General features: G+C 65.5%; 8 protein-coding genes and 3 pseudogenes. 5 read left to right on the forward strand and 6 right to left on the reverse strand.

Annotated elements, in window-relative coordinates; all coding sequences use genetic code 11:
- Nucleotides 1–23: 23 nt before the first annotated feature.
- The 3 genes and pseudogenes from OG462_RS02100 to OG462_RS02110 form a co-directional block, all read right to left on the reverse strand.
- Nucleotides 24–631 (reverse strand): annotated as a pseudogene (locus OG462_RS02100) (transposase family protein); the annotation flags it as partial.
- A gap of 443 nt (nt 632–1,074) precedes the next feature.
- The gene (locus OG462_RS02105) at nt 1,075–1,923 is read right to left on the reverse strand and encodes an IS5 family transposase (protein ID WP_406066313.1); all 849 of its coding nucleotides are present in this window, start codon (nt 1,921–1,923) and stop codon (nt 1,075–1,077) included.
- Nucleotides 1,924–2,020: 97 nt separating this feature from the next.
- Nucleotides 2,021–3,114: pseudogene (locus OG462_RS02110) on the reverse strand (IS630 family transposase).
- A 441-nt stretch (nt 3,115–3,555) separates the two neighbouring features.
- Here OG462_RS02110 and OG462_RS02115 point away from each other — a divergent pair.
- The 5 genes and pseudogenes from OG462_RS02115 to OG462_RS02135 all read left to right on the forward strand — a co-directional run bounded on the left by OG462_RS02115 (nt 3,556) and on the right by OG462_RS02135 (nt 8,709).
- Nucleotides 3,556–3,918 carry a four-helix bundle copper-binding protein gene (locus OG462_RS02115; RefSeq protein WP_406053930.1) on the forward strand — a complete coding sequence of 121 codons (363 nt, stop codon included), beginning with the start codon at nt 3,556–3,558 and terminating at the stop codon, nt 3,916–3,918.
- A gap of 613 nt (nt 3,919–4,531) precedes the next feature.
- On the forward strand, nt 4,532–5,101 hold the full coding sequence (locus tag OG462_RS02120) for a hypothetical protein (RefSeq protein WP_406053932.1): 570 nt from the start codon (nt 4,532–4,534) through the stop codon (nt 5,099–5,101).
- Nucleotides 5,102–5,200: 99 nt separating this feature from the next.
- On the forward strand, nt 5,201–5,452 hold the full coding sequence (locus OG462_RS02125; RefSeq protein ID WP_406053934.1) for a hypothetical protein: 252 nt from the start codon (nt 5,201–5,203) through the stop codon (nt 5,450–5,452).
- Between the two features lie 53 nt (nt 5,453–5,505).
- Nucleotides 5,506–5,856, forward strand: a pseudogene (locus tag OG462_RS02130) (transposase); the annotation flags it as partial.
- A gap of 189 nt (nt 5,857–6,045) precedes the next feature.
- Nucleotides 6,046–8,709: a LuxR C-terminal-related transcriptional regulator gene (locus OG462_RS02135; protein WP_406053936.1), complete on the forward strand. Its 2,664-nt coding sequence runs from the start codon at nt 6,046–6,048 to the stop codon at nt 8,707–8,709.
- Between the two features lie 528 nt (nt 8,710–9,237).
- On the opposite strand, the gene OG462_RS02140 is transcribed toward OG462_RS02135, so the two are convergent.
- From OG462_RS02140 to OG462_RS02150, 3 genes are all read right to left on the reverse strand, one after another.
- On the reverse strand, nt 9,238–9,486 hold the full coding sequence (locus OG462_RS02140) for an IS3 family transposase (RefSeq protein ID WP_406066315.1): 249 nt from the start codon (nt 9,484–9,486) through the stop codon (nt 9,238–9,240).
- Between the two features lie 1,561 nt (nt 9,487–11,047).
- Nucleotides 11,048–11,920 carry an IS3 family transposase gene (locus OG462_RS02145; protein WP_406053522.1) on the reverse strand — a complete coding sequence of 291 codons (873 nt, stop codon included), beginning with the start codon at nt 11,918–11,920 and terminating at the stop codon, nt 11,048–11,050.
- Nucleotides 11,917–12,225, reverse strand: a complete 309-nt coding sequence (locus OG462_RS02150) for a transposase (protein WP_406053524.1) — start codon at nt 12,223–12,225, stop codon at nt 11,917–11,919. Before OG462_RS02150 ends, OG462_RS02145 begins: the two co-directional genes overlap by 4 nt.
- Nucleotides 12,226–12,254 lie beyond the last annotated feature (29 nt).

A 12,254-nucleotide genomic window follows, 5' to 3' on the forward strand; every position in this document is an offset into this window, starting at 1 on the left:
CCGAAGATCCTTGGTGAACCTTTTCATTCTGAATACCCGCAGTTCAGGAGGGTGGGGATGGCTCTTGTGATCTGGTGGCGCGGTTAGTGGGACGTCGCGCTCACCGGAGGACCTGCCAGGTTTCGAGCTGGGCGAGGCGCGTTCACCGGGTGCCCGCAAGCGGGCGTGATCACGGTTGAACTACTGGCAGTGCTCTGGTTGTTCGCGGTGGCGGGAGGGAGGGGGACGGCTACGCCGGCGCCCTGGTAGGCCCGGTCTGCGAGACTCAGGATCTGGCGGGTGAGGCGGGCCAGGATGATGCCGCGGGGTCTGGCTGCGGTCACGTCGTGGGTCCAGCCGGCAGGGCCTTTGGGAACCACAGCGGTGTCCCACCCCCACGCGCGATGACCTGCACGTTCATCCCATGGCGATGGTTTTACATCGAGTAGTATGGCTCGTCCGCGTAGCTGCGGTCGTTGGGGACGAGGGTGGGGTCGACGATGACGAAGCCGCCCTCACCCGGGCCGACGAGGGCCTTGTGGAAGCCCGGCGCCCATGCGGCCAGGCCCTCGACGGTCTCGTCAACGTACCGCCAGGCCATTGCGGTGGAGACATCGAAACCGGCCGCGAACCGTGGAAACATCTCATTCTCAAAGTACTGCCGCAGCTGTCTCCGGGCACTCACGCACCCGGCGCTGCCACGGTCCAACACCCGTCGCTCCACCTCCGACCTGAGGTGTTGCGACGCCCAGTTGAATCCACCCAGTACACCAGCCATGAACTCACCACCCTGGCAACACCGTTCGGCATCCGGCCGTCCGTCGGCTGCACCGGCCAGCTCTGGGACAACACGTCGGCAGAATCATTCTTCTCCTCCTGAAGAATGAGGTGGACGGCAACCACCCCTGGCGCAGCAGGGCTGCCTACACACGCAATACTCGAGTAGTTCGAGAACCGGGTAAAGCCTGCACCGGCTCCACAACGGTCCCGGCCACCTCAGTTACGCCGAATACGAGACCGCCTCGGCGGCCTGATCGGCACACCGATGGTGCACGTCAAAGCAGAGCAGGCTCTGAGAGGGTGTTCGGTACTGCTTTAGGCTGTCGCGGGGGGTTTCGGGCGGAGGTATTGCCCGGTTTTGTTCGGGCTGGCGGTCAACCGGTTGGCCATGGAGTTCACCATGGACCAGTGGATCATTGACCGGGACCGGGTCGGCAAGGCTTCGTAGTCGCGGTGCAGGCGGCGGTACCGGCTCATGATCCCGAAAGTCTGCTCCACACGCCATCGGACTTTCTGGACCACGAAGCCCTTCTGCTCCGCATCACGTGAGACGACTTCCACATCGATGCCAAGGTCCGAGGCGTGCGCGATCATTTTTGCCTTGTATCCGGCGTCCACCCAGGCTTTCGTCACGGTGGGCAACTTTGTGGCGAGTTCGTCGGCGGCGAGTTTGCCGCCGTTGGTGTCCTGCACGCCGGCGGCGGTGACGATCAGGACCAGGAGGAGCCCGAGGGTGTCAGTGGCGATGTGCCGCTTACGGCCCTTGACCCTCTTGCCTCCGTCGTATCCCTGCGTGGCCTCCGGTGCGTTCGGTGATGCCTTCACCGTCTGGGCGTCGATCACTGCGGCTGTGGGCAGGATCCGGCGGCCCTTCTTCTTCCGTAACTGTTCACGGAGCGTGTCGTGGATCTCCTCTGTAGTGCCGTCCGCCTCCCACGCCTGGAAGTAGCCGTAGACCGTCGTGTGAGGCGGCAGATCATGAGGCAGATACCGCCACGCGATCCCTGTTCGGGCGACATAGAGGATCGCATTGACGACCTCACGCAGGTCGGTAGTGGGTTCCCGGCCCTCGACCCGAGCAGCCCGCCACTGCAGAAGCAGCGGCTCGACCAGTTCCCACTGGTCGTCCTTCAAGTCCGAGGGATACGCACGTCGTTCGGTCACCACATAGTCAATACAGCCCCGAAGCGCTACCCGCTACGAGATCATGAAGACACGTCCATCTCGCCTCAGCGTAGATCGGGCGGATAGGGGGATACCGCTACCGAACACCCTCTGAGGTCGCCTCGTGCGGGTAGTGACCTGAGTCAGAGATTCGGTGGCAGTAGGCGGCGACTTTGTCGAGGATCTCGTCGGCGCTCTTGGTCCAGACGAAGGGTCTGGGTTGGTTGTTCCAGTCGGCCAGCCATGACCGGATGTCGCGTTCGAGGGCCGGGACGGAGCGGTGGACGCCACGCTTGAGCTTCTTCTGTGTGAGCTCGGCGAACCATCGCTCGACCAGGTTCAGCCATGACGCGCTCGTGGGTGTGAAGTGCAGGTGGAACCGCGGGTGTGCCAGAAGCCACTTCTTGATGTCGGGTGTCTTGTGGGTCGCGTAGTTGTCCAGGATGAGATGAATCTGCAGGTCGTCCGGGACTTCCTTGTCGGGCTTGGCCAGGAACTTCTTGAACTCGATGGCCCGGTGGCGGCGGTGAAGTGATCCGATGACCTTGCCGGTCGCGGCTTCGAGGGCGGCGAAGAGGGTGGTGGTGCCGGCGCGGATGTAGTCGTGACTGCGTCGTTCGGGGACGCCGGGCATCATCGGCAGGACGGGCTGGGACCGGTCCAGGGCCTGGATCTGCGACTTCTCGTCCACGCAGAGGACCAGGGCCTTCTCCGGCGGGTCGGGGTAGAGGCCGACGACGTCGCGGACCTTGTCGATGAAGAACGGGTCGGTCGACAGCTTGAAGGTCTGGGACCGGTGGGGTGCCAGCGCGAACGCCCGCCAGATCCTTGAGACTGTCGACTGCGACATGCCCGTCGCCGCCGCCATCGACCTCGTCGACCAGTGTGTTGCGTTCTTCGGTGTCTCCTCGAGCGTCCTGATGATCACCCGTTCCACGTCCGCGTCGGTGATCTTCCGCGGGACACCCGGCCTGGGCTCGTCACACAGGCCGTCCAGACCGTTCTCCAAGAAGCGCCGCCGCCAGGTGCGGACCGTGTCCGGAGCGATCCGCAGCCGGCGGGACACGTCCATGATCGAGTGGCCGTCCGCACACTCCAACACGACCCGCGCCGACGCACCCAGCCCTCCAACACAACCCGCTGGGCATCAGTCACTGACAACGGCGGAATCTTCGAACCCGGACGACTCATACCCAAACTAACGACAAACCTCTGACTCAGGTCAGTAGAGTACCGGGCACTCACCCGGAAATAGACGATTTTGTGGTCCTCTGGGGCTGACACGGCAGGCATCCCCAATGTGTCCCACGCAGGGGCCTAGGACAGGCCCCTGCAGCCAGCAGCGGCAACCAAGCCAGCTGCGAACAGCATGCGGCCGCACCGTTGAGCACGACGTAACCCGTCCCACGCAGCCGCCCGCCCCCGCACCGGAGACACCGGTGCGGGTTCGCCGCTCGACGCACTCTCGACAACGTCGTCCGCAGCTGCGGCCGACGCACGTCCGGAGACGCCGCTGCAGCAGATACCTGGACCCACGAGTACGCCCACTCTCAAATGGTGGACATGAGCGGCGGGGCGTAGAACGGGAGCATGGCGGCCGGCATCCGGCTTCCAACGGTCCGAGGAGGAATCATGGCTCAGCAGCAGTCTGCCGTATCCCCGCTCAGCGTCGAGATGCAGAACGCCATCGAAGCGTGCATGTCCTGCCACACCGTGTGTGAAGAGTCCCTGAGCGCCTGCATGTCCACGGACGGCCATGCCCAGACGCAGATCATGCGTGCGCTCATGGACTGCTCCGAGCTGACCCGCATGTGCGCTGACATGATGATGCGGCGCTCACCCATGACAGCCGAGATGTGCACTCTGTGTTCCAAAGCCTGCGAGATGTGCGCGGAGGCCTGTATGTCCATGCCCGACGATGCCCTACTGATGCGCTGCGCCGAGGCGTGTCGCAGCTGCGCCGAGATGTGCCGCTCGATGGCCGATGCGATGTAGCAGACAGCATGCGAAGGCTGGGGCTCCGGCAGGGTGCCCCAGCCTTCGGGGCGTGCCTCCCGCCGCGCTGCAGATTTCCGTCAGCAAGCGAGCGATCTCCGAATGGAACCGTCCGGCATTCCGGAAGAGCTCTGCGGTGTCCGCTGCTGCCCGGTGCTCCGGGCTCCGTACCCGCCCGATTTCCGCAGACGGCCGTGGACGGCCTGCCTTCTCTGAGATCACGAATGGTGGTCGTCGAGGGCGAAGTGGAGTAGTCGAAGCCCATCCGGCTGCGGGGTGGCCCGCCCGGCCGAGATCATCCTGCCTTGGGCAGATGCCTTCACCACCGCCTGGCGGCGCCTCACTGGTCTTCCGGCCATCACCTGATCGTCGGCCCGGCCCGGCGAAGACAAGAGACGAGAACAGTCAGCACCCTCGGCCCGTAAAACCCGGTGACACCGCAGCATCACACGACAACCCGCCGCGGGCCGGCAGGGGGTATCGAGCGTGTTGCCGGAGAGCGGAGTCGTCCTGTGGGCGACGGGACCGTGAGGGATCAATGGTCCTGCTGCGATTTAGCGCAGTGGCTGGACCCGCACACCGGCATGGTGGTGGAAGGAGGGTCTGAATCTTCATGAGCGAGAAGTTCGTCACGGATCCGCGCATCGACCTCAAGAGGCGGCTGGCCGTCGTCAACGCCTCTTTGAGCAGAGGTCTCGAGTGGGACAGTCTGGAGATTCCAGCGCGAATTGAGTCACTCGACTGGGCCGAAGGCGTACTGAACGTCATTCGTGAGGCCGGCCTGGACCTTGTGGACCTGAATCCGGAGAACCCCCACTCCTCAGAGCGCACCAGGCGCCTCACCGACGTATGGGCTATGTCTCTGCACACCTTGTCCACCGCCGTCGAGAAGAGAAACGGCCTCCGCTATGCCTCCGATGTCCAGCGGATCATCGACGACGTGTCCAGCAGCTCCAGAGCGCTCGCAGGCATTGTGGACTGTTGCACCTCCTGGTTGAAAGCCGAGCACGAGGCCGGCCGCCTGAAGCTCGACCGAAAGGGCCTCAACCAGAACGCCGAGGCAAGGCTGCAAGCCGTAGTCGACGCCCTGGACAACACCGTCCGCCAAACGACCGAACTCTATGAAGCAGCGGAAGCGGCGCGAACCGAGCTGTCCCCGTTCGCCTCCAAAGAAATCTTCTGACCCGGCCGCTCCGTCCTACCACCGGTGCCCGCGCGCCGGTGCACCGCTCGCCGATTCGCTGACGGGCTCGGCCGACGGCCGCCCTGGAGCGGAACGGCAGTGCCTACTGGAGCCATCGGCGCGAGAACCCGCTCCCGCTCGGGACGGCTGAAGCGGAACCTCGACCACGACGGTCTCGGCCACGTGGAGATCTACCACGTCGACCAGGAGCCAGGTCCCGAGCAGCAGTTCCACTCAAACGTCTCCCAGCGGTCCATCACGGTCCGCCATGTCTGGGGCGACCTCGTCGATGCCTACGCCCACTACGTTCCCGCAGCCGGCATCGGAGCCTCAACACGCCGGCGGCCGTAGGTGCTGCCGGAATCCTCGAATGCCTTCAATCTCTGCAAGCATTCCCACGGTGCATCGGGCACACCTTCCGGCTGTTGAACCGGACCTGCCCGAAGTTGCGCGCGAAGCCGACGGCCGCTGGACCTGGCTGATCTTCACGGTTTTCACCCAGCTCCGGCTCGCCTGCCCGCTGGCGGCCGATCTTCGGCCGTGGGAGAAGCCGACCCCGCCCGGCAGGCTCGCCCCGCCCGAGTCCGTCGCGGTCTCCGGTCCTCCGCCCGAAGGCGACCTGTCCCGCCAAAGCACCGAAGCCCTCCCGCCCCGGCCCTGGAGGACCGCCCGGACACATGAGCGTCCGGCCCACCCCACGCCACTGCGTCCGCACAGTCCGCACATCAGACGCCGCGAAACTGAAAGCGAGGAAGCCCCTCCTCGCCTACGCCGCACAGGTTGAAGATCAAGCTGGAGGCGCCAAGGCGGACATGCACCGCCGCTTCGCCACGGGATCGCAGCGCACCTCGGCGCCAGCGTGTCAGGTATTTGCCCGGTCACTATCCTGGAGGCACAAGGCCAGGGTGTTCCGGAGGCTCGGGAGCGCCGCACAGGAGGCTTTCATGGCTGTTCACGAACGTGCAACGACGCGATGGCCACTGACAGGCCGGGACGAAGAGCTGCGACAGTTTGCGCAGGTGTGGGCGGACCGGCGCTGTCGCGGTGTGGCGATCTTCGGGCCGCCCGGGGTGGGTAAGTCGCGACTGGCTGAGGAGTGCATAGCCAGGGCGGGCAAGGCTGACTTCAAAACGGGGCGGGCGACGGCTACCGCAGCGGCAGGTACCGTGCCGTTGGGCGCGATCGCTCACTTGCTGCCGGCCGATGTCGACATGGCTGAGCCAGTGGAAGCCTTCAAGGCAGTCGTCAACGCCCTGGCCGGGCCACAGCGCTCCCGGTGGGCATTCCTGATAGACGATCTGCAACTCCTGGACGCGGCATCGGCCATGTTGCTTCAGCAGCTGACCGATGCCGGAGTGGTCCGGGTCGTTGGCACCGTCCGCACCGGAGAACCAGTGAGCGAAGCGGTGCAGACACTCACCAGCGGGGAGGCAGTACACCGCATCGATCTCTCGGAATTCGACCCACAGCAGACGGAAGCGGTGCTCGGCGCAGCTTTGGGCGGCAGGATCCGACGGCACACCCTGCACCGGCTCCGCGCTGTCTGCGGGGGCAACGCACTGTTTCTATGGGAGCTGGTGAGCGGTGCGCTGAAGGCCGGAACCCTGCGCATGGACAAGGGCGCCTGGGAACTGGCTGGGGACCGAGTGCAGGGCACGCCCAAGCTTGCCGAGCTCATCAGCACCCGGCTCCAGGAAGCCGATCCGAATGCCCGTCCGGTGCTTGAGCTGCTGGCACTGACTGAGCCGTTGCCGCTGGCCGATGCACAGGCGAAGGCCTCCACGGCGATTCTGATGCAGTTGGAGAAGACAGGGCTGATCCGGGTCACCACCGACCGGCGCCGATTTGCAGTGCAGTTTTCGCACCCGCTGTACGGCGAGGTCCTGCGTGATCAAATACCCCGTGTGCGCCGCCGGTCTCTGCAGGTGGAAGAGGCTCAGCGGGTGAAGAGTCACGGTATCCGGCGCCGCGGCGATCCCCTGAATCTGGCAGTCTTGCAGTTGGCCAGTGAGGGCACTGCCGCGCCGGACCTCCTCATCCGAGCCGCCAGCCTGGCCCGCCATGCCCATGACTACAGGCAGGTCATCAATCTACTGCAGGCCCTGCCACCCGAACAGCACACACACGCAACACACCTGCTTCTCGGCGAAGCGCATTCCAGTCTGAAGCAATTCGACGAGGCGGAAATCCATTTCCTTCGCTCCTATGAATCTGCTGCTACCGACGATGAAATTGTGCGCAGCGCTCAAGAATGGAACATGAATTTTCAGATGCAGGGCCGCATGAAAGAGGCCCTGGATGTTCTCATGCGCGCCCAGGAGAGAGTCGGAGAGGGGCACGGAAGGGGAACGCTCCAGGTCAATGAGGGGATCCATCGCTGTGCGGCAGGAGAGCCGGTCCCGGGTTTGCGACTACTCGAAGCGGTGGACGAATTGGAGAAGGATATTGCGAACCCGCAAGTCCTTGATGCGTGGCTTTATGGTTCTCTCATGCGGGCGACGTACAGTGCCCTTGCCGGAAAGAGTCTCTTCGCGCTTGGTGTCGCCGATCACGCCCATGCGGTGCATACCGAGCTGGAGCGGGAATCACAGTTTCAGCAGCCCATCTTCCAGCGTGTTCCCTTGATAATTGCACTGAGTGAGCTGGGGAGGTTCACGGAAGCACGATCGGTAGGTCGGGAAGTAATCACTCACGGATTGTCCGAGCACCTTCCGGTGACGTATCTGTGGGGTCTGTTCTTCACCGCACGCAGCGAATTCTTCGCCGGGCGTATAAGGGAGGCTCGCGACCTCTATGACGAGGCTTCCAGGGAGGCCCATAAGCAGAACGACATGTTCGGCACCCGGCTGATCGACTCCGGTTTTGCCGCGGCTGCTGCGATGCTCGGTGACCTGCCGGCCGCCGAAGCCGTTCTTGCTGAGAGTCAGCAGCATCCGGCCTCTGGAATACTCGTGGGAGAGGATTCCCTGGGGGACGTCTGGGTCCAGGCTGCCCAAGGCCATCTGGGACAGGCCCGGAAACTGCTGTTCAAGGCGGCTGCGGCGGCCCAAGATGCGGGGTACGCCACCTCCGAGGCCCTTCTCCTGACCGAAGCCGCCCGCCTCGGCGGTGCTCCCGACGTCGTGACGCGGTTGTCGCAACTGGCCGATGCCTGCGACGGGAACCTCGCCGCAGCGCGCGCCCACCTGGCGGTGGCATTCGCTGATGGTGCCCCCGAGCTGCTCGAGGAGGTTGCCGGCGAACTACAGGAGACCGGAGCAGACCTCCTCGCCGCCGAGGCATTCAATACAGCCGCCGTGGCCTGGCGGCGGCGCGGAGGAACCCGGCACGCCACAGCCGCCGAGCAGCGTGGCAAAGCCTGCGCGGACCGCTGCCAAGGAGTCCGCACCGAGCTGCTTGCCCGGGCTGAGAGCACGGCAGTACTCACGCGCCGCGAGCAGGAGGTCGCCCACCTGGCTGCGAGAGACATGTCCAGCAGGGATATCGCTACCAGCCTCCACCTGTCAGTGCGCACAGTGGACAACCACCTGCAGCACGCCTACACCAAACTTGGTGTCACAAACCGACGTGAACTTGCTCAGACACTCAGCCAGGCGGATGCACCCTAAAAGGAGCTGCCCCATGACCTTGCCCGGCTTCGCCCGGCCCAGCGCGAGGCGTGAAGGGCTCGCCGGCTGCCGGCGCTCCTGATCCGGACTGGCGTGAGGCCCGGGACCAGCTGGAGATGACTGACCGCTCTGATCAACGGCCCCGGCTGCGATGCGCTCTTCCACGATGACGTGATCCGCATCCCGCCCCGGCACTCGGTCTGTCCCTGGTGCGCGGTCGTGCCCGACTGGAAACGGCCCAGATGGGAGAAAGGGATCTGTGCACCGTCCACGATCAGCGGTGCCAGGAGACGCGGGCCACTGAAGCAGGAAAGAGCGACTTCGTGCACGCTGCCGAGCCGTTGAAGGCGACCCGGATGACGGAGGAGCGACGCTGCCACGTCCGCCCTGAACGGCCTTCCCGCACCAACGAGTTGGAGCTGCGTCCGGCGCCGCAACCGCTGGAAGGCAGAGACGCAGCGCCACGGCCAGGTGCCGGCGGCGACCTGTGGGCGGTCGACCAGGACACCTGCCCGGCTACGGCTCCTGTCATCTGCGGGCCTGCCGTGCTCTGGCCGCATCTGCGCTGGGGCTGTGCACGGACGGTCCACTCCGGCAGCACCCGGCTGGCGAACCGGGCCGGGCGGCGCTGCCGGAGAACGGCCGGGCCTTCTTGTCCGCCCGGGTCAGCGAGCGCCGCTTGCGGCGGGTGACACCACGGATGTCGCGTTCCCGCATCACCCGGGCGATGCGCTTGTGGTTCGCCCGCCGGCCCAGACGTCTCAGTTCGGCGTGGATCCGGGACGCCGTAGGTTTTACGGGAGGCGATGGATAAGCACGGTGATCCTGTGCGAGCTCGTCCCGCTTCGCTTAGCCCTCCCGCCCTGGCCCTTCGCAATGTGGAACAGAGAAGCGATTGCTCATCGCCATCATGGAGTACGAAGTGCTCTTCGCGTTGGGCTGGCTTCACGAGAAAGTGGCGAAGCAGAAGCACTCCACTCCTTCCCCGGTGTCGAAGAATGCCCGATCACCCCTCGCGTCAGGCTCGACAGCCCGCCCCCTCGGCACTTGCCATGACCAGCGCATCCGGCCAAGCACCGTCAGGCCTGGAGAGATCACCGAGAGGGCTCCAATCCACACGTCGCCTGGAGGGCCGGCGTCCGTCGGCCGAATCTCCAGCCACGACGCCGGCTCGCCTGCAGAAGACCGTCCGGCTCCGCGCCCGGACAGGAATCACGGCTGGAGCGCCTGGGGCGGCAGCACCTGTCGGCCACCGTGAACCCGGACACGACGCGAAGGGCCGACGCCCCGTAGTGAGAACCTGCGCGTCCAGCCTCGCTCTGCCGCGTCTCCTGCTCGCACGAAAAGCCGCTTACACGCTTCGGCATTCCAATCCGACTGCCCCAGGAGAAGGGCCTCGCATCTGCAGAGGGGGCCGTTCCATGACCTCCGGAACCCTCAGGACAATTGCGAGTTTGAGCTCCCGCATGCCTGACGCGAACTATTGGTCCTATCACGTGAAGTCCCCTTCGGTACCACAGGGGTCGCCTTGACCCCAACCCGCCCGCTCGCCCCGGAAAGACCTGCCGGTCACCTCCTTCCGCGATGCGAAACAGTGGAGTGTTTACTCATCATGATCGTGGAGTACGGAATGATCTTCGCCCTGCATTGCTCCTTCGAGTTGAAGCCTGAGGGGCGACAGTCGAAGGCGCGTAGCGGGCAGACTGCCGGGCGATTGAGCGAGACATTCCAGCTCGCTCGTCAGGGAGCCTGTTGGGATCGCGGTGGCCGGTCCGCGCAGCAGGTCGAGCAGGGCGCCCGCACCAGTGCGGCAGTGAACTTGCGCCGCACAGCCGGGTAGCCGCACTCCTCGAACGGGGCTGCGGCCGGCAGCAGGTAAACCACCACCCGGGCGGAGATCCTCCGGCAGCCGTTGCTGAACGGCACCGGTCTCGGCGAGGGCCACACCGGCCATCTCAAGCGGGTGGATCTGGGCGAGCTCCCCAAGGTGCCCGTGGGCGAACAGGCCATTGGCTACCGTGATCACGCGTGATGACACACTGACCGGACAGCAGAGCCTCCGGTGCTGTGAACGGTTGACTTGGCCGGCTGCCAGTTCTATCGGGGCTCCGCTTCCCGTCCGAAGTTCAGCAGACCAGAGTGCACTTGCCAGCGCTCCCGGAGTCATCACCTGACGGCCTTGACCTATCGCCCGCTCTCATCGTCACCGACCGATGGTTCGCGCAGCAGTCGGCCTCGGTCAGGTGAAGGAACACGTACCGGCCGAAAGAGCTGATGTGATCGAACTGTAGCGGTGATTGGGCTTGTTCCGCTTTGACGGACACGTTTGGTGTGGTGGTCAGGCTGCGAGGGCGGTCTCGTATTCGGCGGGGCTGCGGTAGCCGAGGCTGCTGTGGAGCCGGTGCAAGTTGTACCAGCTCTCGGTCCACTCGAATATCGCGGTGTGGGCTGCGGCCCGGCTGGGCCATGGCCGGCTGTCGCCGAGCTCGTTCTTGAGGGTGGAGAAGAACGATTCGGCGAGGGCGTTGTCCCAGCATTGGCCAGTGCGTCCGACTGAAAGCCTGATGCCGAAATCTGTTGCCAGGGTGGCGAGTTCACTGCTGGTGTATTGGCAGCCGCGGTCGGACTGGAAGATCACCGGGCTGGCCGGGCGGCGGGTTCGGCAGGCGGCCGTGAGGGCGTCGGCGACGAGTTCGGTCCGCAGGTGGTCGGCGGTGGCCCAGCCGACGACGCGGCGGGAGGCGATGTCGATGACGGTGGCGAGGTAGAGCCAGCCCTCGTCGGTGGCGATGTAGGTGATGTCCCCGCACCAGCGGGTGTCGATCGCGGCGGGGTCGGGCTGGAAGTCGCGAAGCACCAGGTCAGGCCGGGTCACCGTGTGCGGGTCGGGAACGGTGGTGCGGTGGCGGCGCCTGCGGTGCCGGCCGGTCAGGCCGGCCTGTCGCATCAGACGGGCGACCCGGCGCCGCCCGCAGCCGGCTCCTTCACGCTGAAGGACAGCGTGGACGCGCGGGGCGCCATAGGTGCCGCGGGACTGCTGGTGGACGGCTGTGATCTGTTCGGTCAGCTCGGCGTCTCTCACCGAACGGGGGCCGGGGGTGCCGTTGCGGCGGGCGTAGTAGGCGGTCCGGGAGACCTTGAGGAGTTCACACGTCCGTTTGACGGTGTGACCTGCTGTTTTCTCCGCCTCGGTGAACGGGTCCACGTTCACCGGGTCTCCGTCGCGAAGAAAGCCGTCGCACGCTTGAGGATGTCGACGTCCTCGCGCAAGCGGCGGTTCTCCCGCCGCAGAGCCGCCAGTTCCTCGCGTTCGCTGCTGGTCAGGCCGTCACGTTCACCGGCGTCGACCTGGGCCTGGCGGACCCAGTCGCGGACCGCGGTCTCGGTCAGGTCGAAGTCCTTGGCGACCTGACCGACCGAGCGGTCACCCCGCCGGCACAGCTCGACGATCTCGGCCTTGAACTCCCACGTGAACGAGCGCCGAGGACGCGCCTTCTTCTTCCCCATGCTCTCCATGATGAACATCATCCTTCCGGGGCCCAAGC

The organism is Streptomyces sp. NBC_01077 (assembly GCF_045162855.1).
Lineage (GTDB): Bacteria > Actinomycetota > Actinomycetes > Streptomycetales > Streptomycetaceae > Streptomyces.

Excerpts from the sequence above, each read along its gene's own strand:
- OG462_RS02115 (WP_406053930.1), top strand. The coding sequence starts at position 3,556 with ATGGCTCAGCAGCAGTCTGCCGTATCCCCGCTCAGCGTCGAGATGCAG.
- OG462_RS02120 (WP_406053932.1), top strand. The coding sequence starts at position 4,532 with ATGAGCGAGAAGTTCGTCACGGATCCGCGCATCGACCTCAAGAGGCGG.
- OG462_RS02135 (WP_406053936.1), top strand. The coding sequence starts at position 6,046 with ATGGCTGTTCACGAACGTGCAACGACGCGATGGCCACTGACAGGCCGG.
- OG462_RS02150 (WP_406053524.1), bottom strand. The coding sequence starts at position 12,225 with ATGGAGAGCATGGGGAAGAAGAAGGCGCGTCCTCGGCGCTCGTTCACG.